The organism is Caulobacter sp. GW821-FHT12F03 (genome assembly GCF_058806855.1).
Map to the genome: position 1 here is coordinate 784,260 of NZ_JBXAQC010000001.1, position 24,631 is coordinate 808,890.

The following is a 24,631-nucleotide window of genomic DNA, read 5'->3' on the forward strand; positions in this document are numbered from 1 at the left end:
TGACGCCCTGCATCCGGCGGATCGGCAGGATGAAGCTGACCGTGGTGCCTTCGCCCGGGGTGCTGTCCATCTCCAGCGCGCCCTCGTGCAGCTCGATCAGCGACTTGGTCAGGGCCAGGCCCAGGCCCGTGCCCTGGGTGGTCTTGCTGTGCTGGCTCTCGACCTGTTCGAACGGCTGGGCGAGCCGCGCCAGGTCATCCTTGCTGATGCCGATGCCGGTGTCGGACACCGAGACCCGCACCCGCTCGCCGAGCGTGTCCTGGCGGACCTCGGCGCGGACCGTGACGCGGCCGCCGCGCGGGGTGAACTTGATGGCGTTGGACAGCAGGTTGAGCAGAACCTGCTTGACCGCCCGGTAGTCGGCTTCGATCTCCGGCAGGAAGGGGAAGTCGACGCTCAGGAACAGCCCGGCCGCCTCGGCGCGGTTGCGCACCAGCCGGACGGCGTCCTCGGTGACCTCCTCGAGGTTCAGCGGCTCGAACTTGAGGTTCATCTTGCCGGCCTCGATCTTCGACATGTCGAGGATGTCGTTGATCAGGGCCAGCAGGTGCTGGCCGCTGTTGTGGATGTCGCCGGCGTATTCCTTGTAGCGGGGGTCGCCGAGCGGGCCGTACATCTCGGCGATCATGATCTCGCTGAAGCCGTTGACCGCGTTGAGCGGCGTGCGCAGCTCGTGGGACATGTTGGCGAGGAACTCGCTCTTGGCCTTGTTGGCGGCCTCGGCGCGGACCTTCTCGTTCTCGTACTTGCGGGCCAGCTCGGCCAGCTGTTCCTGGCTGCGCTCGAGGCTGACCACGGCGTTCTGCAGCTGCTCCTCGTTGAGGCGGCGGGCCTCCTCCTGGGCCTTCACGGCGGAGATGTCGGTGGCCGTCATGACCAGCCCGCCCTCGGCCGTGCGGCGCTCGGAGATCTGCACCCAGCGGCCGTCCATCAGCTCGGCCTCGCGGATGCCCCGCACGCCCTCGGGGCCGGCGATCTCCTGCTTGATGGCCAGCTGGACGAAGCGGTTGACGTAGTCCCGCGCGGCGCCCGGCTTGAGGATCTTGGGCTCGAGGTTGAAGACGCTGCGGTAGTTGCGGTTGCACATCAGCAGCCGGCCGGCGCGGTCCCACAGGACGAAGGCCTCCGACACGCTCTCGATGGCGTCGCGCAGGCGGTTCTCGGCGGCCTGGGCGCGGGCCTGGGCCAGCCGTTCCTCGGTGACGTCGAGCGCCACGCCGATGATCCGGTGGTGGCCGTCCTCGCCCGCCTGGCCAAAGCCCTGACCGCGGGCGTCGATCCAGATCGACTTGCCGCCCTGGCGGTCGGGCACGCGGAACGACACGTCGAAGGCGCCGTAGGCCGCCGCGTGGGCCAGCGCCTGGCGGACACGCTCGCGGTGGTCGGGCGCGACGCGGTCGAGCACCTCCTGGCCGCTGACGACGCCGCCGCCGCCCCAGCCGAAGATCACCCCGGTGACGTCGGACATGAACACCTGGTCCTCGACCAGGTCCCATTCCCAGATGCCGCAGCGGGCGGCCTCGACCGCCATGCGGAAGCGCTGCTCGCTCTCGATGAAGGCGCGCTGCGCCGCCTCGGCCTTGCGGCTCTGGCTGAACAGCAGCAGGGCCAGCGCGATGCCGATGCCGAGCGGCACCAGCAGGGAGACGATGCCGTTGATCCGCTCCTGGTTGGCCTCGATCGGCCCGACGGGCGGCGCGCCGCCCAGCGCCGTCAGCAGGCCGTCGGCCGCCGGCTGGCTGGCGACGTCGACGGTGACCCCGTCGGGGCGGCGACCGCGCACCAGGGTGTCGGACCGCAGGTCGCCGGGCGACAGGCCGAAAGCCTCGCGCACGGTGCTGGCCTGGCTGACCCCGCCGACTCCCGCGCCGGCGAGAATCCGGCCGTCCGGCGTGGCGATGGCCGAGGCGCCCTTGTCCGAGGTGACCAGCGGCAGTCGGGCCAGGTCTTCGGCGGTCAGGACCACGGCGCGGCCGGGAATGATGCGGGCGATGTAGAGGCGGCCGGGGTCGCCGGCCGCGGTTCCGGCCCATTGCGACTTGCCCGAGGCCTGGGCCAGCCGGGCGGCGCCCTTCCAGTCGGCGGCGTCGGCCCGGCCGGCGATGGCCGCCACCGCGTCGCCGCTGACCACCGCCACGGCGGCGACGCCGGGGCCGGCGGCGCGCAGGGCGCTCTCGGCCGCGTCGATCGGTCCGTCGGGCGACCGGCCCAGCAGTTCCACGGCCGTAGCCAGGCCGCCGCCGCGCTCGGCGAGGCGGGCGTCGAGGCGGGCGGCGAGAATCTGGGCAGCGGCGTCCGGTCCCCCCGAGGCCGGGGTCAGGGCCCAGCCGCGCTGGTAGCGCACGATGCCGACGGCGGCGAACACCGCCAGCATGACCACGGCGGCGAGGATGGCGATGCGCACGAAGGCGCCCGACGGGGCGCGGCTCTGCGACGCGGCAAAGGATGGCTCGCCGGCCTTTCCTGCCTTGCGACGCTTGCCCGCCAACGTTTTTCCCCAAGCCCGAGTCAGTTCCCCGTGAAGGGAATCTTACGGAAGCGGAGTCTTCGCGTCACGGAGGAATGGACGAATTGTCCACCGTCTGAGTCACAAGGCCGCACAGCATGGCGCCGGGGACTCACAGGGCACCCCGAAACGGGCAGGAATGCTGAGCCCGTCCACAGCAGAAATGCGGTGTCGAACCGGCGGCAAAGGCCTAGACCAGACGCTCGCCGACCGGAGCCGCCCGCCGATGAATCCCGCTTCCCTGTCCCTGCGACACGCGCTGCTGGCGCTGGCGGTCATGGCCGTGTGGGGCTCGAACTTCGTGGTCATCCGCATCGGCCTCGACCACCTGCCGCCGCTGCTGTTCGCCACCCTGCGGTTCAGCGTCGCCTTCCTGCCGGCGGCGCTGTTCCTGAAGAAGCCCGACGTGCCGTGGCGCAACCTTGCGGCCTACGGCGTGCTGATCGGGGCCGGCCAGTTCGGCATGCTGTTCATCGCCATGAAGGGCCATATCTCGCCGGGCCTCGCCTCGCTGGTGGTGCAGACCCAGGCCTTCTTCACCATCGCGCTCGCCATGCGGCTGACCGGCGAGCGGGTGCGGCCGTTCCAGTATGCCGCCCTGGCCCTGGCCGCCGCCGGAATCGCGGTGATCATCTGGCGCACCGACGGCTCGGCCACGCCGCTGGGCATCGCCCTGGTGCTGCTCGCGGCGATGGGCTGGGCCGGCGGCAACCTGGTCGCGCGGCGCACGCCCGGCGTGAACATGCTGGCCTATGTGGTCTGGGCCAGCCTGTTCTCGATCCCGCCGCTGCTGGCGTTCTCGCTGATCTTCGAGGGCTGGCCCGCGATCCGCGCCGGGCTGGCGCGCGCCGACACCCTGACCTGGGCGGCCGTGGTCTGGCAGGCGGTCGGCAACACCATGTTCGGCTACGCGGTCTGGGGCTGGCTGATGGCCCGCTATCCGGCGGCCACGATCGCGCCGATGTCACTGCTGGTGCCGGTGTTCGGCATGGCCGCCTCGGCGGTGTTCCTGCACGAGGCGCTGCCCGGCTGGAAGCTGGCCGCCGCCGGCCTGGTCATGGCCGGCCTGGCGCTGAACACCTTCTGGCCGCGGGTGAAGGCGGTCTTCTTCGCGCGGTGATCCTCCCCTCGCAGAGGGGAGGGGGACCGCCCGGAGGGCGGTGGAGGCGGCGGTGCGATATTCAGCCGCTTCCTTCCTGAATTCCGGTCCTTCCGGCGAACGCGGCGCTGACCCCTCCACCCTGCTCCGCAGGGTCCCCCTCCCCACGATGTGGGGAGGATTGAGATTGCTTAGGCCAGCGCCTTCGTCACCAGTTCCAGCACGTTCTTCGACAGGCCTTCGACGGCGGCGATGCGTTGCAGTTCGCCGCGCATCAGGGCGCCGAGTTCGGGCTTGTAGCGACGCCAGCCGCCGAGCGGCTCGACGAAGCGGGCGGCGGTCATCGGGTTGACCGCGTCGGTGGCGATGATCTGGTCGGCGAGGAAGCGGTAGCCGGCCCCCGACGGGTCATGGAACCGCGCCGGGTTGAAGCTGGCGAAGGTTCCGACCAGCGCCCGCAGGCGGTTGGGGTTGCGGCGGTCGAAGTCGGGATGGACCGTCAGGCCCAGCACCCGGCCGAGCGCCTCTTCCGAGGACTCGCGGGCCTGGATGGCGAACCATTTGTCGAGCACCAGCGGCTCGTCCTTCCAGCGGGCGTGGAAATCGGCCAGCGCCTTGTCGCGGGCCTTGCCGCCAAGCGCCATCAGGGCCGCGAGGCCGCCGATGGCGTCGGTCATGTTGGCGGCGGTCTCGTAGTGCGCGGCGGCGATGTCGGCGTTGAGGCCGTGGTGGTCGACCGACAGCAGGTCCAGCGCGGCGTTGCGCAGGGCGCGGCGGCCGGCGGCGCCGGCGTCGGGCGAGAACGGCCCGGACTCGGCCAGCCCGCCGTGCAGGCGGCGCAGGTCGTCGCCCAGATGCACCGCCAGCCGCGCGCGCAGGTGGTCGCGGGCGTCATGGATGGCCATCGGGTCGGCCGGCGACATGGCCAGCGACAGGTCGCCTTCCGACGGCAGGGCCAGCAGCAGCGCCTTGAAGGCCGGATCGGCCGCCTGGTCGCCGAGGGCGCGGCCCATGGCTTCCGCGAACCGCTCTTCGGCCACCTCGTCGGGCGAGCCGCCGGCGCGCTTGAGGATCAGGTCCCGGGCCAGGCCCTGGCCGGCTTCCCAGCGGTTGAACAGGTCGGGGTCGGCAGCCAGCAGGACGTAGCGGTCCTTCTCCGGCGCGTCGGTGGTCAGGTTCACCGGGGCCGAGAAGCCGCGCAGCGACGAGATCACCGGCCGGCTCGGGGCGGGCAGGCGAATGGTCCGCTCGGCCTCTTCGAGGATGACCAGGCATTCCTCGCCCATCGGCCGGCCGTCGTCGTGCAGCAGGCCCAGGCGGATCGGCAACGGCAGCGGCGTCTTGTCCGGCTGGCCGGGCGTCGGCGCCGTCGACTGGCGCAGGGTGATCGAGACCGTCTCGGTGTCGGCGTCGAAATGGCTGGTCAGGTCGACGGTCGGGGTGCCGGCCTGCTCGTACCAGCGGAAGAAGTCGCCCAGGTCCCGGCCCGAGGCGTCGGCGAAGCACTGGATGAAGGCCTCGACCGTGGTCGCCTCGCCGTCGTGGCGGTCGAAGTAGAGGTCCATGCCCTCCCGGAACGCCTGGTCGCCGAGCAGGGTCTTGAGCATGCGGATGACCTCGCTGCCCTTCTCGTAGATCGTCGCGGTGTAGAAGTTGTCGATCTTGACGTAGCTCGACGGCCGCACCGGGTGGGCGAGGGGACCGGCGTCCTCGGAGAACTGCCGCGCGCGCAGCGCCTTGACGTCCTTGATCCGCTGGACCGCCTCGCCGCGCATGTCGGCGCTGAACGACTGGTCGCGGAACACCGTCAGGCCTTCCTTCAGGCACAGCTGGAACCAGTCGCGGCAGGTGATCCGGTCGCCGGTCCAGTTGTGAAAATACTCATGGGCGACGACGCTCTCGATGCGCTCGTAGTCCATGTCCGTGGCGGTCGCCGGGTCGGCCAGCAGCAGGGCCGAGTTGAAGATGTTGAGGCCCTTGTTCTCCATGGCCCCGAAGTTGAAGTCGCGCACGGCGACGATCATGAACAGGTCCAGGTCGTACTCGCGGCCGAAGGCGTCCTCGTCCCACTTCATCGCCCGCTTGAGGCTGTCCATGGCGTACTCGGCGCGGGCCGACATGCCGGGGTCGACGTAGATGCGCAGGTCGACGGTGCGGCCGGTCATGGTGACGAAGCTGTCGGTCAGTTCGTCCAGCTCCCCGGCCACCAGGGCGAACAGGTAGCAGGGCTTGGGGAAGGGGTCGTTCCAGACGGCGTAGTGGCGGCCGTTCGCCGCCGGGCCGCTCTCGACCAGGTTGCCGTTGGCCAGCAGGCGGTGGAACGCCGTGTCGGCCTCCATCCGCACCGTGTAGCGGGCCAGCACGTCGGGCCGGTCAAGGAACCAGGTGATGCGGCGGAAGCCCTCGGCCTCACACTGGGTGCAGAACCGGCCGCCGGACATGTAGAGGCCCATCAGCGCCGTGTTGGCCTGCGGGTCGATCTCGACCTCGGTCTCCAGCGTGAAGGCCGCCGGCAGGTCCGCCAGGGTCAGGGTCTCGGGCGTCGCCTCGAAGGCATGCAGCGCGCCGTCGACCATCACCGAGATCGTCGTCAGCCCTTCGCCGTCGAGCACCAGCGGTCCGGCATGGTCGCCGTTGCGCCTGACCGACAGCCGGGCCTTCACCCGCGTGGCCGAGGGCTGCAGATCGAAGTCGAGGAACACCTCGTCGATCAGGTAGGCGGGCGGCCGGTACTCGGCCAGGCGGACGGGCTGGGGCGTTTCTGTGCGCATGGACCGTATCTAGCCTCGCGCGGCCCGCCGCGCCACGGGCCGTGCATGAACAAGGCGTGAGTCCCGCTTCGTCCGGTGGTCAGGCCGCGCTGGTCTCGCGGCCGGGGACGACCACCGCGGCGGCCGGGACTTCCTCGACATAGCGCTCGATGATCGCCGCGCGGCGGGCCAGTTCGGCGACCACCGGCGGCGCGTCCTCGGGCGACTCCGAGACCAGGGCGATCAGCTCGCGGGCGATGGCCCGCAGGCGCGGGGCGCTGGCGATCAGCCGGGCCTGGCGCTCCATCTTGTTGGGGTCGCGGTCATATTCCGCGCCGGGCGTGCGCCAGCCGCCCCAGTCGGCCTCGTCGGTCACCACCACCGGATAGGTGCCGGGGAAGGGGTGGTGGGCGCAATCGCCCTCCTGCTGCCATTTGTTCTTGGCGCGCATCAGCCGCCAGCCCTCGCCGGGCAACGCGCCGTCGGCGTCCTCGACGCGATCCTCCGGGCGCAGCTCATGGGCGTGGAACTCGCGGCCCAGGCCCACGTCGTAGGTCACCCGGACCGGTTCGTCGAAGCCCTTGGCCCAGATCGGAACGATCCGGTCGATGGTCGCCCAGGCGCCGACGCTCTCGACCCACACCTTCTGGTTCTTCTGGAAAACGGCCTTCGCCATGCACCCACGCCATCGTTCTGATCGGTGGTTGCATAAGAACCTGAATTCATTGACGCGAGGTCAATCTTTCCCCACGCGGAAACGCCGCTACATTGCGCTCCCAACGAGACACGCGAACCGACGCGTGGCGGGAGGCAGCTGTGAATTTCGACTATTCCGACGACCAGAAGTTCCTCAAGAACGAGGCGCGCAAGTTCCTTGAGGCCCGTTGCACCAGCGCCGCCGTGCGCAAGGTGCTCGACAACGCCGACGTGTCGTTCGACGCGGACCTGTGGAAGGGCGTCGCCGAGCAGGGCTGGCTGGGCGCCGCGATCCCCGAGGAGTTCGGCGGTCTGGGCCTGGGCCACATCGAGCTGTGCGCCATCGCCGAGGAAATGGGCCGCGTCGTCGCGCCCATCCCCTTCGCCTCGACCGTGTTCTTTGTCGCCGAGGCCATCATGCTGGCCGGCGATGACGCCCAGAAGGCCGACCTGCTGCCGAAGATCGCCGCCGGCGAGCTGATCGGCTGCTTCGCCACCTCCGAAGGTCCGGGCGTGGTCAACGCCTCCAACCTCGGCTGCAAGGTCGAGGGCGGCAAGCTGACCGGCGTGAAGATCCCGGTGACCGACGGCGACATCGCCGACCTGGCCATCGTGCTGGCCAACGAGGGCGGCAAGGCCGGCCTGTTCCTCGTCGACCTCAAGGGCGCCGGCGTCAGCCGCGACACGCTGCAGAGCCTCGACCCGACCCGCGGCGTCGGCCGCCTGACCTTCGCCGGCGCGCCGGCGACCCGCCTGGGCGCTGCCGGCGAAGGCTTCGCCCTGACCGAGCAGGTGTTCGACCGCGCGGCCGTGCTGCTGGCCTTCGAACAGACCGGCGGCGCCGACAAGTGCCTGGAAATGGCCCGCGAATACGCGCTCGGCCGCTACGCCTTCGGCCGCGTCATCGCCGGCTACCAGGCGATCAAGCACAAGCTGGCCGACATGTACGTCAAGAACCAGGTCGCCCGCTCCAACGCCTACTACGGCGCCTGGGCCTTGAACACGAACGCCCCCGAGCTACCTGTCGCCGCGTCGGCCGCGCGGATCGCCGCGTCGGAGGCCTACTGGTTCGGCAGCAAGGAGAACATCCAGACTCACGGCGGCATGGGCTTCACCTGGGAAGTCGACTGCCACCTCTACTATCGCCGCTCGCGGCAGCTGGGCCTGGTGGCCGGCGCGCCTAAGGTCTGGAAAGAACGGCTGGTCAGCCAGCTCGAACGCAAGAACGCGGCCTAGGGCCGGAGGAACAGTCATGGATTTCAACGACAGCCCCGAAGAAGCCGCCTATCGCGAAAAAGCCCGCGCCTGGCTGGAAAAGAACGCGGCCGAGCACAAGGGCGCGTCCAGCGCCAACGGCCGCCGGCCCAACAGCCCCGAGCACATGGCCATGGCCAAGTCATGGCAGGCCAAGAAGGCAGACGCCGGCTACGCCTGCATCACCTGGCCCAAGGAGTGGGGCGGGGCGGGCGGCACGCCGATCCAGTCCGTCATCTTCGGCCAGGAAGAAGCCAAGGTCGGCGTCAACTACGGCTACTTCACCATCGGCCTGGGCATGTGCGTCCCGACCGTGATGGCCTTCGCCGACGCGGAGACCAAGACCCGCTTCGTCGGCCCGGCGCTGCGCGGCGAGGAAATCTGGTGCCAGCTGTTCTCCGAACCGGCCGGCGGCTCCGACGTGGCGGCCACCCGCACCAAGGCCGTCCGTGACGGCGACGACTGGGTGATCAACGGCCAGAAGGTCTGGACCACCGGCGCCCAGTATTGCGACTACGGCATCCTGCTGGTCCGCACCGATCCCGACGTGCCCAAGCACAAGGGCATGACGATGTTCTGGATCGACATGCACGATCCCGCCGTGGACGTGCGTCCGATCCACCAGGCCTCGGGCGGCAGCGAGTTCAACGAGGTCTACTTCAGCGACCTGCGCGTGAAGGACAGCCAGCGTCTGGGCGAGGTCGGCGACGGCTGGAAGGTCGCGCTGGTCACCCTGATGAACGAGCGTCTGGCCGTCGGCGGCTCCTCGGGCCCCGACTACAAGACGATCATGGACCTAGCCCGCCAGGTCACCGGTCCGGGCGGCGCGGCCATCAAGGACGGCGCCTTCCGCGAGAAGCTGGCCGACTGGTACGTGGCCGCCGAAGGCCTGAAGCTGACCCGCTTCCGCACCATGACCGCGCTGTCGCGCGGCCAGACGCCGGGTCCGGAAAGCTCGATCGGCAAGATCATCGCCGCCAACCAGATGCAGGACATGTCCAACCAGGGCGTGGAGATGGAGGACCAGTACGGCATCCTCGTCGACCCGTCCGAGGCCCCGATGCAGGCCGCGTTCCAGCAGTCGCTGCTGTGGGCCCCCGGCCTGCGCATCGCCGGCGGCACGGACGAGATCCTGAAGAACATCATCGCCGAGCGGGTCCTGGGCCTGCCGGGCGACGTCCGCGTCGACAAGGACGTGGCCTTCAAGGACGTGCCCACCGGCCGATGAGCCGACCTGACGGCGACGACCGCTCGGTGGTCGCCGCCCGGAGCAAGGACAGCTTCGACGACCGGCTGGTCGTCGACTGTCCGGGCTGTGGCGGCATGGCTGTGATCACGCCCCTGGGCGAGGTCGCGGCGCCGCGCGATCGCGCCTTCGCCGCCCGCCGCATGGTCTGCCTCGCCTGCGGCGCGACCCGCGACCGCCCGGCGACGCCGCCGGGCCAGATCGCCGATCCCTTCATGGGCCTGGCTCCACGGCTGCGGGCGGAGACCCGCCACGGCGTGCTGGTCGCCTGGAACGAGGCGCACCTCGACTATCTCGAACACTATCTCGCCGGCCGCCTGCGGACGGAGACGCCTGACGCGACGACCGGGATCCGGAACGCGTCGGTGATCTCTCGCCTGCCTGCGTGGGTGAAGTCAGCGAAAAACCGCGATGCAGTCTTGAAGGCCATCGCCCGGTTGAGGCTGGAGAAGCTTCACGGGGCCGGATGATGTCCGCTCGTCAGGGGAGGGCCCACCCCGCGCGGACCCGCTGAACGCGGGATGCCGATGATTCCCGTCCGGCGCCGGCCGGGCCCGGACTGTGTCGGGAACCCGACAGGCAAATCCTGCCCTTTCGATCGACCTGTGGCGCCGAAACCACCGTTATGTTCGCGTGTCGGGCGAACATGGTTCACTCCGGGCGGATGCAGGCGAATTGTTGCACCTCCCGCCTCGTGGCCGCGCTTGACTCCGACGGGAGCCCTGCGAAGAGTCCCCGGAGCCGTATGGTTAACGGCGGGGCTGGACGGGGGTTACAGTATGCACGAGACCAGCGACGCCATTGGCCGCCCGTACGGGACGGCGCAAGGCCCGCTGATCCGCGGCGCGTCGATCGTGGCCCTGATCGCCGCGGTCGTGATTCCCCTCGTCGGCTGCGACAGCGGGGCGGACAGCTTTTTTGGCAAGCCGGGCGACACTGCCTGCCCGCGGCCGCAAATTCCCACGGGCGTGGCGCCGCAGTTCAACACCCAGCAGCTCGAGATCCGCGTGCTGCGCCGTCGCGGCTTCACCGGCGACTTCTTCTCGCAACTGGAACTGGCGCGCCGCTACGAGGGCGTGAAGGCCGCCGACAAGAATCTCGAGGATCCGGTCGAGGCGGCCGTCTGGTACGCCGTGGCCCTGTCCAACGGCGACGGCTACGCGCCGATCTCCGCCTATGGCCGCCGGTCGCCGCAGGGCGAGCAGAAGGCCATCTCGCGCTACGACGACTGCCGCGCCGTCGAGCGGACCATCGCCTACAAGGCGCTCGACCGGCTGCTGTCGCAGATGTCGTCCGAGGAACAGGAAAAGGTCCGCAGCCGCGTGATCTACATCCTGTCGACCCAGGGGGCGTCGGGCTACCGCACGCTGTCGCGGATGCACGACAACTTCTTCGGGCCGTTCGGCGAGCCGTCGGACAACGCCCAGGCCGGCATGGCGCGGGGCAAGCCCTACAGGCCGGGCACGCCGCAGGTGCTGAACCTGTTCCCGCGCAACGACGTCGACGCCTATCTGTACAACTACCTCGCCGTTCAGACCGGCGACGTCAGCGCCTACGTCATGCTCAAGGACTTCGAGCGCTCCTCGCCCGAACGGGCCGCCGTCGGCCAGTACGTCGAGGCCAAGGCCAAGCGCTGGATTCCGCCCTACGAGTTCTATCCGCCGGAGTCGCCGTCCTCGGGCGTGCCGCATTCCGACGAGAGCGACCAGATCGGCGACGCCCAGCAGGTGGCGCTGGGCCGGATCCGCGAGCTGCCGTTCATCCACATCGGCGAGGCGCTGTTCTACCTGCGCGCGGCGACCCGGGCGGCGACCACCGAGGACGCCCTCTACCCGCAGGAAGTGCAGGACTTCCAGGCGCGCATCGGCCGGCCGCAGACCGGCGTGCTGACGCCGATCGAGAAGGTCCGCGTGATCCAGTACGCCGCCGTCAACGGCTCGCCCAAGGCGCAGCTGGTGCTGGCGGTGATGTACGCCGAGGGCGTCGGCGTGCCGCGTGACTACGCCCGCGCCTTCCACTGGTTCGCCGAGGCCGACCGCCAGGGTTCGGCCGAGGCCAAGTACGCCATGTCGACCTACTTCTCGCTCGGCGTGGCCGGCGTGGCCGACCAGGACAAGGCCAAGGCCGTCGTCTACCAGATCGATTCCGCCCTTTCGGGCTTCAAGCCGTCGGTGGGACGCCTGCAGCAGGTGCTGGCCCAGGTGTCCCGCCCCAGCCGGCCGACACCCCGCGACAGGGACTATGACCGATGAACAGGCTGACTCGTTTCCTGATGATCTCGGGCGCGGCGGTGAGCCTTCTGGGCGCCGCCGAGCCGGCCATGGCCTTCCCCGACCAGGCGGCGGGCATTGACGCCCAGATCCGCCCCAACTTCGGCGGGCTGATCGCGCCGCCGCTGCGGCCGCGCTGGCGGCCCGACCGCCGTCGCTATGACCAGTATCGCCCGTCGCGCCGGCCCGGCTGGCCGCGCGAGCGCACGGCCATGACCTGGACGGCCGACTGCACCGACGCCCAGGACGGCGATACGCCGATCAACGACGGCCTGCAGAACCTGGCCGACTACGGCACCCTCTATGTGCGCGGCGTCTGCCACGAGAGCGTCTGGATCGACCATCCGGTGACCATCGTCGGGCAGGGGGCCTCGATCTTCGACGAGGGGGCCGGCAAGCCCGCGACCATCACGCCGCCGGACGGCGAGAACTGCATCAAGGTCAATTCCAACGTCGACCAGGTCGAGATCCGCGACATGGTCCTGTCGACCGAGCACGGCGGCCGGGCCAGCTGCGTCGAGACCTGGGACTCGAAGGTCGCGCTGGTCCGCACGGTCGTGCGCTACTGGGGCGACACCACCGCGGTGCTGGCCACCGGCGGCAAGCTGATCCTCAGCGAGAGCTTCATCGACGCCCGTACGCTCGACGCGGCCGTGGTCGTCGACGGCGGCCTGATCGACATGAGCCGCAGCCGCATCCTCGGCGAGGAAGCGGGTCTCGACCTGACGCCGGGCGTCGGCGACAGCCGCATCGTCCAGAGCGGCGTGTTCGGCCGCGACGCGGGCCTGCCCGCCGGCAACGGCATCATGGTGCACGGCCAGCGCAGCGGCTCGGGCGCCCTGAAGATCGACAACACCATGGTCTGTGGCTGGCGCAACGGCCTGCACCTCGACCGCGCCTCGATCGTCGAGGCGATCCACAGCCGCTTCTGCCGCAACACCGTCGGCGTCGTTTCCGACGGCGACCTGACCCTGACGGAATCGGTCATCGGCGCCCGCGAGGTCGGCATCTACGCCGCCACCGGCCGGGCAGCCCTGCGCTACAACCGCATCTTCGGCTGGAGCGACCGGGCCATCTGGATGGAGCCCGGCGTCGAGGTCGTGCGCGAGTTCAACTACGTCTACTACGACCAGTGCTGGACCCGGAACTGGGCGCCCGGCGAGTTCTGCCAGCGCACCAGCCAGCTGCCGCAGGCGGCCCGCGACGACAGCGTCTACACCAGCCCCTACCGCGACTGGTGGGAGGCCGACGCCTACGAACGCGGCTACCAGCGCGACGGGACCCCGACCTACCAGGCCCCGATCGGCCCGCCGCCCCCGCCGACGCCGGCCAAGCCGCCGCGCCGCCACTGGGGCAAGCGCACCCACTAGGGCTCGCGATCGGCGGCCTGCGCTGTTCTGGATGCGTCCCTCCGGGGGCGCTGTCAGCCGGCAGCGCCACCTCCCCCAGAGAGGGGGATGTCGGACAACGGCGCGTCCGGAGCGTCAGGGCGCCGACAGGGCGAGGGCCGGGGGCTTGCGGGCCTTCGTCGCCTGCTCGAACGCGTAGCCGTAGGCCAGCAGCCGCGTCTCGCTCCACTTCGGCCCGACGAAACTCAGACCCACCGGCAGGCCGCCGACCTGGCCCATGGGCACGGTCAGGTGCGGATAGCCCGCCACGGCCGCCGCGCCGCCGGCGCCGCCGCCGACGTAGCGGTCCTTGAGCACCGGATCGATCAGCCAGCTCGGGCCCATCGTCGGCCCGACCAAGGCCGTGACGTCATATCGCTTCAGCAGGGCGTCGATGCCCTCGGGCCCGGCCAGGCGACGCGCTTCGTCACGCGCCTTGAGGTAGGCGGGGTCGGTCAGGCCGCCGGTCTTCTCGGCCGCCTCGAACAGCTCCTGGCCGAACAGCGCCATCTCGCGGTCGGCGTGAACCCGGTTGAAGGCGATGACATCGGCGAGGGTGCGGGTCTTGACCCGGTCCGGATCGGTCGAGGCCAGGTAGGCGTTCATGCCGACCTTCAATTCGGTCAGCAGCACGACCAGTTCGGCCGCGCCGATCCTGTCGCGGTCCGGGAAGTCCGGCACCTCGACCAGGGTCGCGCCCTGGGCCTTCAGGGCGGCCAGCGCCTGTTCGAACACGGCGTCGGTTTCCTTGTGGAAGCCGGCGGCGTAACGCATCACGCCGATCCGCGCGCCCTTGAGGGCCTTGGGATCGAGCGCGGCGGCATAGTCGCTGCGGCGCGCGTCGGCCTCGGCCGTGGCCGGGTCGGCGGCGTCACCGCCGGCCATGACCGTCAGCAGGTTGGCCGCGTCCTCGACCGTGCGGGTCATCGGGCCGGCGGTGTCCTGGCTGGCGCTGATCGGCACGATGAAGGTGCGCGAGACCAGGCCCACGGTGGGCTTCAGCCCGACCAGCCCGTTGACCGCCGCCGGGCAGGTGATCGAGCCGTCCGTCTCGGTGCCGATCGCCGCCGCCGCCAGTCCGGCCGCCACCGCCGCGCCGCTGCCGGCCGAGGAGCCGCAGGTCGAGCGGGCCGGGTCATAGGGATTGCGCGCCTGGCCGCCGACCGCGCTCCAGCCGCTGAGCGAGTCGTCGGAGCGGATGTTGGCCCACTCCGACAGGTTGGTCTTGCCGAGGATCACCACCCCCGCCGCCCGCAGCCGGGCGATCACCGGCGCGTCGCGGCCCGTGACATTGCCGGCCAGCGCCAGCGACCCGGCCGTGGTGGCCATCGGGTCCAGCGTCTCGATGTTGTCCTTGACGAGGATCGGCATGCCGAACAGCGGGCCGAACGGGCCCTTGCCCCGCATGCGCAGGCCCTCGGCGGCGAGCGCCTGGGCCCGGGCGTCGGGATTGACCGCGATGACGGCCCTCAGCTGCGGATCGAGCGCCGTGATGCGGCGCAGGTAGCGGGTCGTGACCCCCAGCCAGCCGCCCTCGGGGACGAGGTCGCGCCCCTCGTCGGTGACCGCGGCCCGGATCCCGGCCATGGACAGATCGGGTGCGAGTTCCGGTCTGGGCGCGGCGACGGCCGGCGCGGCGAGACTCAACGCGAGGGCGACGGGCAGGAGAGGGCGCATGGGGGCTCCTTGAACAGCGGCCAGATGGTTCCGCCGCCGGGAGCCGGTTGGCAACCCTGGCCGCCCTACTTCGGCGCGCAGGCGCTCTTGTCGCCGGCCTTGCAGGCGGCGACCTGGGCCTGCCAGGCGGCGAGGTCGGCCTGGCGCTTGCGCTCGATGGCGGCCTTCTGCGCCTCGTAGTCGGCCAGCGCCCTGGCGTAGGCGGCGGCGTCGGCCTTCTTGCGGGCCTCGTACTCGCGCTGCTTGCGCGCGTACTCTTCGTCGGCGGCCCGGTCGCGGGCGGCGGCCTCGGCGTTGCGGGCGTTGATGTCGGCGTTGAGCGCCTCGGCGGCCTCGACGCCCTCGATCGGTTTGGCCGGCGCCGTCGGCGCGGCCGGGGGCGCGGGCGGCGGCGGAGCGGGCGGCGCGTTGTCGCTGGCCGCGCGGATCTTGTCGAAGTCCGTCGACTGGGCATGGACGGCCCCGCCGATCGCCAGCGGCGTCATCAGGGCCATTACCAGGGCGGTGAAAATCCGGCGGCGGGCTCGCATGGGTTCTCCTGACTCCAGTTCGCCCGACAGTGCCATTTCGCGGCGTCGATCTCCACCACAGACACGTCAGGCGGGTCCGCCGACGAAAAAGGCCGGGCGTCGCCGCCCGGCCTTCCCGTTTCGATCGCGGCGTTCGGGCCTAGAAGGCCTTCTTGACGCTGACGAAGACCTGGCGCGGGGCGCCGGGCAGGATGGTCTGGGCCGTGCCGGCCGGGTCCGCCTTGACGAAACCGCCCGAGCCGATGGTCGAGATGTAGTCCTCGTCCGTCAGGTTGGTGACGTTGGCCTGGATCTCGAGGCCCTCGAGCAGCGGCGCGCCGGAGAAGCGATAGCCGATCGAGAAGTCGGCCACCGTGCTGGCGTCGACTTTGCCGCCGTTGTTCTCGTAGGTGTAGTAGCGCTCGTCCGTGTAGGACACGCCCAGACGGCTGTAGAAGCCGCCCTGGTCATAGGCGAACTCGACCTTGAACAGGTTCCTGGGCGAGTTGACCACGGTCTTGCCGGCCGTCGCCATTTCCACCACGCCGGTCGAGGACACGACGTCGTCCTGGTACTGGGAGTCGTTGTAGCTGTACGAGGCGTAGACCGAGAAGGCGTCGGTGATCTGGACGTCGCCCGCCAGCTCCACGCCGTTGGTTTCGACCGAACCCACGTTGGACAGGACCGGCGGCAGGCCGAGGATCGGCGCCGCGGTGCTGGCCGCCAGCAGGCGGTTGTCGAACTTCACGTGATAGAGGGCCAGCACGCCCTTGAAGCGGTCGCCGCGGAAGCGCAGGCCCCCCTCGAACGTCTGCGAGGTCTCCGGGTCGAGGTTGTCGGCGACGTAGTTCACCACCGCCTGGCTTTGCGACGCGAACGGTCCGGCGGTCGCGGCCGACACGAAGGCCCCGACATTCTCGGTGTAGCCGGCGAAGGCCTGCAGGTCGGGATTGATCTCGTAGACCAGGCCGACCTGCGGCAGGAAGCTGTCCTGCGACTTCAGCTTGCCGGACATGGCCCCGGCCGGGTTGGACACGGCCACCGTGGAGACCTCGTTCTCGACCTTCAGCGCCTTGAAACCGAAGTTGACCTTCAGCGCGTCGGTGACGGTCCAGACGTCCTGGACATAGGCTACGGCCGTGTCCGTGCGGAACGCGTAGTCCCACTGGGTGAAGAACGGGTGGGCCTGGAAGCCGAGCGGATCGCGCGACGGGCGGGCGGCCGTCTCGGCGTAGTAGCGGCGGGCCTGTTCGAAGCGGTTGGTCTCGACCCAGAAGCCGCCGCTCAGCTGGTGAGCGCCGAGGTCGGCCGTCAGGTTCACGATCGTGCCGTAGCGGTTGATGTCATACTCGGTGGTGCGGATCGACAGCGGCGCGGCGGTCGAGCCGGGCGCGCCCCAGGTCGGGCTCGGCACGTACGGCGTCCACCACAGGCCCTGGCCCTTGTCCTGGTGGCCGTAGCTGGTCGCCGTGACGGTCATGAAGTCGCCCAGCGGCTCGTTGATCGTCAGGCCGTACAGGTCGTCGTTCCGCACGCCGGCGCCGGCGTAGTAGGCGTCGTCGATGGTGGCGAAGGGCGCGGGCAGGGGGGCGCCGGTGTTGTAGGCCTGGGCCGCGGCCACCGCGAGCGCCCAGTTCGGCTGGGTGTTGTCCCAGTCACGGCCCAGACGGTCGATCATCTCGAACGACATGTCCTGGTAGTCCTGCTCGGCGCGTTCGGACCGGTTGTAGAAGCCGGTCACGTCGCCGGGGCCGAACGGCATGACGAACTTGAAGTCGTATTGACGCTGGCGCTGCTCGCCGCCGCCCTTCCACTTGTCGGTCGTCTGGTCGGCGACCGAGACATAGGCCCGCAGGCCGCCCAGCTGGTCGATCGCGCCGCTGTCCAGGCGCAGGAACGCGCGGTGCATATTGTTGGACCCGACCGTCAGGTTGGCCTGGCCGCCGAAGGTCCCGGCCGGATCGCGCGAGAAGAACTGCAGCGTGCCGCCGAGGTTCGAGGTCGAGGCCGCCGACAGGGCGCCGGCGCCCTGGGCCAGTTCGACCTTGCCGATGTCTTCGCTGCCGATGGCGCGGCTGATGTGCAGGCCGTTGTAGTTGCCGTAGCTCATGTCGCCCAGCGGCACGCCGTCGAGGGTGAAGCCCAGCTGGTTCTGGTTGAAGCCGCGGATGCTGATGCGGGCAGACCACTCGTAGGCGCCGAAGGGGTCGGCGGACTGGAAGGTCACGCCCGGCAGCATGTCGACGACCTTCAGCGGGCTGACGCCGGCGACGGCCTCGGACAGCTGCCCGGCCTTGACGGTCTGGACCTGGCGGCTCTGGCCCTCGCCATAGACCACGACGGCTTCGACCTCGGTGGCCGGGGCGGCGGTGGTGGTCGCGGCGTCGCCCTCGGCGGCCCAGGCCATCGGCGCGAACGCCAGGGTCAACGCGGACAGGCCCGCGCCGACAAAGAGATTGTGTTTCATGTCTATCCCCACGGTTTGCGGCGCGGCGGGGAAGCGCGGCGCCGGACACAGGGCGCTAACCGGGCGATGCGACCGGGCGACGATGATTGGGCGACGAAGCGTCGACGAATTGATGACATCTGGACGATGACGCTCGCTTCTCGCGCGAGCCGTCCCTGCGCGGGCGGCGTTGCCTTTCGGCCCCCCGGTCGCTACATCCCGCGCCGACCCCCATTTCGATCAGACGAGAGCGAGCGACCCCCTATGGCCGCGCAGTACATTTTCCAGATGCAGGGCCTGACCAAGGCCTATCCCGGCGGCAAGAAGGTGTTCGAGAACATCTGGCTGTCGTTCTATCCGGACGCCAAGATCGGCGTCGTCGGCGTCAACGGCTCGGGCAAGTCGACCCTGCTGAAGATCATGGCCGGCCTGGACAAGGAATTCAGCGGCGAGGCCCGGGCGGCCGACGGCGTGAAGATGGGCTACCTCGAGCAGGAGCCGCATCTGGATGACAGCAAGACCGTCTGGGAAAACGTCATCGCCTGGTGCGACGAGAAGCTGACCGTCGACCGCTACAACCAGATCGCCATGGAGCTCGGCGAGAACTACACCGACGAGCTGATGGAGGAGATGACCGCCCTCCAGGAGAAGATCGACGCCGGCGACCTGTGGGACATCGACAGCAAGGTCGAGATGGCCATGGACGCCCTGCGCTGTCCGCCCAACGACAGCCCCGTGACCAAGCTGTCGGGCGGTGAGAAGCGCCGCGTGGCGCTGGCCCGCCTGCTGCTCTCCAAGCCCGACATGCTGCTGCTCGACGAGCCGACCAACCACCTGGACGCCGAGTCCGTGGCCTGGCTGCAGCACCACCTGGAAGCCTTCCCCGGCTGCGTCATCCTCGTGACCCACGACCGCTACTTCCTCAACCAGGTGACCAGCTGGACGCTCGAGCTCGATCGCGGCAAGGGCGTGCCCTACGAGGGCAACTACTCCGGCTGGCTGGAGCAGAAGCAGAAGCGCGTCGTGCAGGAGCAGTCCGAGTCCGAGTCGCGCCAGCGCGCCCTGACCAAGGAACTGGAATGGGTCCGCTCCAACGCCAAGGCCCGCCAGACCAAGTCCAAGGCCCGCCTGGCCGCCTATGAGCGGATGGTCTCCGAGCAGGAGAACGCCCGTGGCGCCCAGACCCACGCCGTCATCCAGATCCCGCCGGGCCCGCGCCTCGGCAACGTCGTGCTCGAGGTCAACGATCTGGAGAAGGAGTACGGCGACAAGGTGCTGTTCAAGGGCCTGAGCTTCCGCCTGCCGCCGAACGGCATCGTCGGGGTCATCGGTCCGAACGGCGCCGGCAAGTCGACCCTGTTCAAGCTGATCACCGGCCAGGAGACGCCGGACAAGGGCACCGTGCGCCTCGGCGAGACGGTCAAGCTGGCCTACGTGGACCAGAGCCGCGACGACCTCGTCCCGACCGACACGGTCTGGCAGGCGGTCAGCGGCGGCACCGACGTGATGATGGTCGGCAAGCGCGAGATCAATACCCGCGCCTATGTCGGCAGCTTCAACTTCAAGGGCGGCGACCAGCAGAAGAAGGTCGGCCAGCTGTCGGGCGGCGAGCGCAATCGCGTGCACCTGGCCAAGACCCTGGCCACCGGCGGCAACGTCATCCTGCTCGACGAACCGACCAACGACCTGGACATCGAGACGCTGCAGAACCTCGAGGAGGCGCTGGAGGAGTTCGCCGGCTGCGCCGTGGTCATCAGCCACGACCGCTGGTTCCTCGACCGCCTCTGCACCCATATCCTCGCCTTCGAGGGCGACAGCCATGTGGAGTGGTTCGAAGGCAACTTCGAGATGTACGAGGAAGACAAGAAGCGCCGCCTCGGCGCCGACAGCCTGATCCCGCACCGCATCAAGTTCCAGAAGTTCACCCGGTAGCGGACACAGGCCGCGTCAGGCCCGGCGGGCGACGGTCGCGGCTTCGCGGGCGAGGCCGTCGATGTCGACGCCGAGCAGGCGGACGGACTGCAGCAGCTGCAGGAAGCGGTGGGAGACCATCAGCCCGGTCTGCAGGATCGCCGGGTGCTGCAGCCGCTCGACGGTGACCAGGTAGCCGCCGGTCACGCGCTTGACCCAGCGGGCCTCGCGATGGAGGCGGATCCGCCGGCGCACCGTCTCGTGCGGCAGGCCCAGCGACTGGGCCAGGCCGGTGATGGTCGCCGGCCGCCGGTGCGAGTCCGGCGGCGGCGTCTCGGCGCCGGCGTAGACCCACGCCAGCTGCGGATCGTTGGTCACGAGCTCGGCGTTGACCAGCAGCAGGGTGCAGAAGATCACCGCGTCGATCATCGAGCCGTGCGGCTCGACCCCGGCCTCCAGAACCCGCAGCAGGAAGTCATTGACCAGCACGGCGACCGCGTCGATGCGGTCCGCCTCGGTCAGGTCGCGGGCGACCGTCAGCGGGGAGCCGCCGGCGAACTGGCCGAAGTCGAATCCCAGGGCGTGCAGGTCGCCCACGACCGCCTGGAGCGCGCGCCAGATCGCCTCGCCGTCGGCGCGCCAGACCGGCCCCTCGAGAGGGGCGGGGGCCACCGTATGGCTGCGTCCGTCCGTCCGGAGCACAAGGCCGGCGGCTTCCAGCTCGGCGACCTTCCGCCGGGTGGTCTCGTAGGGCAGGTTCATCGACTGGGCGATGGCGCGGACGCTGAAGCCGCGCGCGGGCCGGGCGGGGGTCGCGCCGGCGGCCGGCGAGCGGCTGGCCTGGAGGGCGGCCATGTAGACGACCGCGCGCGTGAAGTCCCCGTCGTGACGGCGGATCTGCCGTGCGACGAGGTCGAGCAGAAAGGTCGTCACACATCGGAAGACGAGCCGCTGCTGTCGCCGCAGGCCTTCCACCGTGGAATTGCCGGTCATTGTCGCCACCCCGGGACCAGAAAAACCCCAAAACGGGCAAAGGCAAGACGACAATCGCGCCGAGGCGCGCATCGAGTCGCTTTCGCCTCGATCCGTAACACCGCGGCAACCCTCCGCAGGGCAGGTTTCTTGCCCTGAGCGCGCGCCCGGCCTAGGCTTGGTGACGCAGGGGCACAGTGACAGGAGCAGGTCAGATGGCGAAATTTCGGGACGACCTGGGACCTGACGCCACCGCGACGCCCGGCGTCGACGCGCCGACGCGCGGGCGGGGGCCGGTCGGCCTGAACGGCGACGATCTGCTGCGTTTCGATATCGAGCCCGGGCACGACGCCGCCGTCGCGCGGGGCCTGCTGCACGCCCAGGACGACGCCGATCCGATCCCGGCGCTGGTCGACGGCGACAAGGGCCAGCAGGGGACCACGGCCTTCGAGGGCCAGGACGGCGGGCCCAACGCCTTCTACAACGCCGACGAGCGCGGCGGCACGGACCCGGGCACCGGCAAGGTGTCCAAGACCGTCGCCCAGGCGGCCTTCTGGCTGGACCGCGACTACGCCACCTGGAACGCCTTCTACTTCCAGCCCGGCGTTTCCGACGAGAACAACCACTGGGACGACCCCTACTGGGGCGGCGCCGTCACCCACGTGACCTTCGCCTTCCGCAGCGCCGCGCCGGCCGGCGGCATGCCCGACGACACGGGCGGCTTCAGCGCCTTCACCGAGGCGCAGATCAACGCCACCCTTCTGGCGCTGCAGTCCTGGTCGGACGTGGCCAACATCGTCTTCGACCGGGTCGGGACGGGCACCACCGGCCCCGGCGCCTACTCCAACAACGCGACCATCCTGTACGGCAACTACAGCAGCGGCGCCGCGGGCGCGGCGGCGTTCGCCTATTCGACGTCGAGCACCGCCTCCAGCTCGTCCGGCGGCGACGTCTGGGTCAACAACAGCCTGAGCTACAACGCCAATCCCGTGGCCGGGAACTACGGCCAGCTGGTGCTGATCCACGAGTCCGGCCACGCCATCGGCTTCTCGCATCCCGGCGACTACAACGCCGGCCCCGGCGTCTCGATCACCTACGCGAACAACGCGGAGTATTACGAGGACAGCCAGCAGTACACGGTGATGAGCTACTTCACCGAGAACTACACCGGCGCGAATTTCGGCCCGGCCTATCCGGCCACCATCATGCTGGACGATATCGCGGCGGCGCAGCGGTCCTACGGCGTCAACACCACGACCCGCACCGGCGACACCGTCTACGGCTTCAACTCGAACGCCGACCGGCCATGGTTCATCGCCAGCTCGGCCTCGACCATCCTGGTGTTCGCCGTGTGGGACGCCGGCGGCACGGACACCTTCGACTTCTCGGGCTACAGCAACAACCAGGTCATCAACCTCAACCAGGGCGCCTTCTCCAGCGTCGGCACCTATGGCGGCAGCAACCTGCTCGGCAACGTCGCCGTCGCCATGGGCGCGGTGATCGAGAACGCCATCGGCGGGGCCGGGGCCGACACCATCACCGGCAACAGCGTCGCCAACGTGCTGACCGGCAACGGCGGCAACGACGTCCTGAGCGCCGGGGGCGGGGCCGACCGGCTGGTCGGCGGGACCGGCGACGACACCCTGACCGGCGGCGCCGGCGCGGACGTGTTCGTCGCCTCGCTGCTTGGCGGGGCCGACACCATCACCGACTTCGTCGTCGGCACGGACCTGATCGACGCCACGGCCTTCGGCGCCTACCAGAGCGCCGTGCAGTCCGGCGGCGACACGCTGGTCACCCTGACCAGCGGCGTGACCATGCGCCTGACCGGGGTGACCGCCTCGACGGTGACCAGCGCCAGCTTCATCGGCCTCTCGCCGCCGCCGTCTCCGCCCCCGAGCCCGCCCCCGAGCCCGCCCCCGAGCCCGCCGCCGTCGCCTCCGCCGTCGCCGCCTCCGAGCCCGCCTCCGAGCCCGCCGCCCAGTCCTCCGCCGTCGCCGCCGCCGAGCCCGCCGCCGTCGCCGCCGCCGGTGACCTACAACGAGATCGTCGGCACCGCCGCCAACCAGACGCTCAACGGCACGGCCGCCGCCGACCACATCCGGGGGCTGGGCGGCAACGACACGCTGAACGGCAACGGCGGGGACGACAAGCTTGAGGGCGGGGACAACAACGACCGGCTCGACGGCGGGGATGGCAACGACATCCTCATCGGCGGAACCGGGTCCAACACCCTGATCGGCGGCCTCGGGGCCGACACTTTGGTGGTCACCGCCGAAGCCGGCAGCGACACCGCGCTCGGCTTCACGGTCGGCCAGGACCTGATCGATGTGTCGGCGTTCGGCGGCTACACCAGCCTGGCCGCCAGCGGTTCCGACACCCTGATCACCTTCTCCAACGGCCGCACGCTGCTGCTCAAGGCGGTCAACGCCGCGACGGTGACCAGCGCCAGCTTCGTCGGCCTGTCGCCGCCGCCGTCGCCGCCGCCTTCACCCCCGCCGTCGCCGCCGCCCAGCCCGCCGCCGTCGCCGCCGCCGAGTCCTCCGCCGTCGCCGCCCCCGAGCCCGCCTCCGAGCCCGCCGCCGTCGCCGCCGCCGTCGCCGCCGCCGAGCCCGCCTCCGAGCCCGCCGCCGGTGACCTACAACGAGATCGTCGGCACGTCGGCGAGTCAGACCCTCACCGGCACGGCCCTGGCCGACCACATCCAGGGTCTGGCCGGCAACGACACGATCAGCGGCCTCGCCGGGGACGATTTCCTCGAGGGCGGCGACAACAACGACAAGCTCGACGGCGGGGATGGCAATGACATCCTCTCCGGCGGGACGGGCTCGAACACCCTGATCGGCGGCGCCGGGATCGACACATTCGTCGAGACCGCGGTGGCCGGCAGTGACACGGCGCTCGGCTTCACCGTCGGCCAGGACCTGATCGATGTGTCGGCGTTCGGCGGCTACACCAGCATGGTCGCCAGCGGCTCCGACACGCTGATCACCTTCTCCAACGGCCGCACGCTGCTGCTCAAGGCGGTCAACGCCGCGACGGTGACCAGCGCCAGCTTCGTGGGGATGTCGCCGCCGCCGGCGCCGCCGCCTCCGCCGAGCCCGCCGCCTTCGCCCCCGCCCAGTCCGCCGCCGAGCCCTCCGCCGAGTCCTCCGCCGTCGCCGCCGCCGAGCCCGCCTCCGAGCCCGCCGCCGTCGCCGCCGCCGTCCCCGCCGCCGGTGACCTACAACGAGATCGTCGGCACCTCGGCCAGCGAGACCGTCAACGGCACGGCCGCCGCGGATCACATCCAGGGCCTGGCCGGCAACGATACGATCAGCGGGCTTGGCGGAGACGACAAGCTCGAGGGCGGCGCCAACAACGACAGGCTCGACGGCGGGGATGGCAACGACATCCTCATCGGCGGGTCGGGGTCGAACACGCTGATCGGCGGAGCGGGCAATGACCGCCTCGTGATCACGGCCGAGGCCGGGTCCGACACGGCGATCGGCTTCGCGGTGGGTCAGGACCTGATCGATGTCACCGCGTTCGGCGGCTACACCAGCCTGGTCCAGAGCGGGACCGACACGCTGATCACCTTCTCCAACGGCCGCACGCTGCTGTTGCGGAACGTGTCCGCGGCGACGGTGACGAACGCCAGCTTCGTCGGTCTCGGCAGTCCCGCGCCGGCGGCTCCGGACGCCCTGGCGGCCGCCGTCGACAAGATGCTCGCCGCGCCGTCGACGGGTGACCAGCATCAGGCCGACGGCCCGCAGAGCGTCGATCGCGATGTCTACGATTCCCGGCTCGATCCGCCGGGCCATGGCCATGGCCACGGCCTGGACGGGGCGATGATTCCCTATCGCGGCGTGCCTGACCACGACTGGATCCTGTAACGGTCGCCGTCCGCCCCCGCCCCCCCACACGG

At 70.4% G+C, this 24,631-nt stretch carries 14 protein-coding genes and 2 pseudogenes; 8 read left to right on the plus strand and 8 right to left on the minus strand.

What is annotated here, in order from left to right:
* Nucleotides 1-19: 19 nt before the first annotated feature.
* Both pleC and AC1RN0_RS03845 read right to left on the minus strand, forming a co-directional pair.
* Nucleotides 20-727, minus strand: a pseudogene (gene pleC, locus AC1RN0_RS03840) (cell cycle histidine kinase PleC); the annotation flags it as partial.
* Nucleotides 728-844: 117 nt separating this feature from the next.
* A pseudogene (locus AC1RN0_RS03845) lies at nt 845-2,374 on the minus strand (PAS domain-containing protein); the annotation flags it as partial.
* 358 nt (nt 2,375-2,732) lie between these two features.
* On the opposite strand from AC1RN0_RS03845, the gene AC1RN0_RS03850 reads away from it, so the two are divergent.
* A complete protein-coding gene (locus AC1RN0_RS03850; RefSeq protein WP_492786105.1) occupies nt 2,733-3,626 on the plus strand; it encodes an EamA family transporter in 894 nt (297 codons plus the stop codon).
* 170 nt (nt 3,627-3,796) lie between these two features.
* On the opposite strand, the gene pepN is transcribed toward AC1RN0_RS03850, so the two are convergent.
* Together pepN and AC1RN0_RS03860 are read right to left on the minus strand one after the other, a co-directional pair.
* Nucleotides 3,797-6,376, minus strand: coding sequence for an aminopeptidase N (pepN, locus tag AC1RN0_RS03855; protein WP_492786106.1), 2,580 nt, complete (start codon nt 6,374-6,376; stop codon nt 3,797-3,799).
* Nucleotides 6,377-6,455: 79 nt separating this feature from the next.
* Nucleotides 6,456-7,031, minus strand: a complete 576-nt coding sequence (locus tag AC1RN0_RS03860) for a hypothetical protein (RefSeq protein WP_492786107.1) — start codon at nt 7,029-7,031, stop codon at nt 6,456-6,458.
* 140 nt (nt 7,032-7,171) lie between these two features.
* Between AC1RN0_RS03860 and AC1RN0_RS03865 the strand changes: the two genes are divergently transcribed.
* The 5 genes from AC1RN0_RS03865 (at nt 7,172) to AC1RN0_RS03885 (ending at nt 13,191) form a co-directional block, all read left to right on the plus strand.
* Complete coding sequence (locus tag AC1RN0_RS03865; protein ID WP_492786108.1) at nt 7,172-8,287, plus strand: acyl-CoA dehydrogenase family protein; 1,116 nt, start codon at nt 7,172-7,174, stop codon at nt 8,285-8,287.
* A 16-nt stretch (nt 8,288-8,303) separates the two neighbouring features.
* Nucleotides 8,304-9,533, plus strand: coding sequence for an acyl-CoA dehydrogenase family protein (locus tag AC1RN0_RS03870; protein ID WP_492786109.1), 1,230 nt, complete (start codon nt 8,304-8,306; stop codon nt 9,531-9,533).
* Nucleotides 9,530-10,021, plus strand: coding sequence for a hypothetical protein (locus AC1RN0_RS03875; protein ID WP_492786110.1), 492 nt, complete (start codon nt 9,530-9,532; stop codon nt 10,019-10,021). The genes AC1RN0_RS03870 and AC1RN0_RS03875 overlap by 4 nt, the downstream gene beginning before the upstream one ends.
* Nucleotides 10,022-10,330: 309 nt before the next feature.
* Nucleotides 10,331-11,803 (plus strand): tetratricopeptide repeat protein, encoded by a 1,473-nt coding sequence (locus AC1RN0_RS03880; RefSeq protein WP_492786111.1) that lies wholly within the window; start codon nt 10,331-10,333, stop codon nt 11,801-11,803.
* The gene (locus AC1RN0_RS03885; RefSeq protein WP_492786112.1) at nt 11,800-13,191 is read left to right on the plus strand and encodes a hypothetical protein; all 1,392 of its coding nucleotides are present in this window, start codon (nt 11,800-11,802) and stop codon (nt 13,189-13,191) included. Before AC1RN0_RS03880 ends, AC1RN0_RS03885 begins: the two co-directional genes overlap by 4 nt.
* Before the next feature lie 114 nt (nt 13,192-13,305).
* Here AC1RN0_RS03885 and AC1RN0_RS03890 read toward each other — a convergent pair whose 3' ends face one another.
* The 3 genes from AC1RN0_RS03890 to AC1RN0_RS03900 all read right to left on the minus strand — a co-directional run bounded on the left by AC1RN0_RS03890 (nt 13,306) and on the right by AC1RN0_RS03900 (nt 17,862).
* Nucleotides 13,306-14,886 carry an amidase gene (locus tag AC1RN0_RS03890; protein ID WP_492786113.1) on the minus strand — a complete coding sequence of 527 codons (1,581 nt, stop codon included), beginning with the start codon at nt 14,884-14,886 and terminating at the stop codon, nt 13,306-13,308.
* A gap of 65 nt (nt 14,887-14,951) precedes the next feature.
* Nucleotides 14,952-15,416, minus strand: a complete 465-nt coding sequence (locus AC1RN0_RS03895; RefSeq protein ID WP_492786114.1) for a hypothetical protein — start codon at nt 15,414-15,416, stop codon at nt 14,952-14,954.
* A gap of 139 nt (nt 15,417-15,555) precedes the next feature.
* Complete coding sequence (locus AC1RN0_RS03900) at nt 15,556-17,862, minus strand: TonB-dependent receptor (protein ID WP_492786115.1); 2,307 nt, start codon at nt 17,860-17,862, stop codon at nt 15,556-15,558.
* Between the two features lie 243 nt (nt 17,863-18,105).
* Between AC1RN0_RS03900 and ettA the strand changes: the two genes are divergently transcribed.
* Nucleotides 18,106-19,773, plus strand: a complete 1,668-nt coding sequence (gene ettA, locus AC1RN0_RS03905) for an energy-dependent translational throttle protein EttA (RefSeq protein ID WP_492786116.1) — start codon at nt 18,106-18,108, stop codon at nt 19,771-19,773.
* Nucleotides 19,774-19,788: 15 nt separating this feature from the next.
* On the opposite strand, the gene AC1RN0_RS03910 is transcribed toward ettA, so the two are convergent.
* Nucleotides 19,789-20,745 carry a hypothetical protein gene (locus AC1RN0_RS03910; protein WP_492786117.1) on the minus strand — a complete coding sequence of 319 codons (957 nt, stop codon included), beginning with the start codon at nt 20,743-20,745 and terminating at the stop codon, nt 19,789-19,791.
* Between the two features lie 194 nt (nt 20,746-20,939).
* On the opposite strand from AC1RN0_RS03910, the gene AC1RN0_RS03915 reads away from it, so the two are divergent.
* Nucleotides 20,940-24,599 (plus strand): M10 family metallopeptidase C-terminal domain-containing protein, encoded by a 3,660-nt coding sequence (locus AC1RN0_RS03915; RefSeq protein WP_492786118.1) that lies wholly within the window; start codon nt 20,940-20,942, stop codon nt 24,597-24,599.
* Nucleotides 24,600-24,631: the final 32 nt, after the last annotated feature.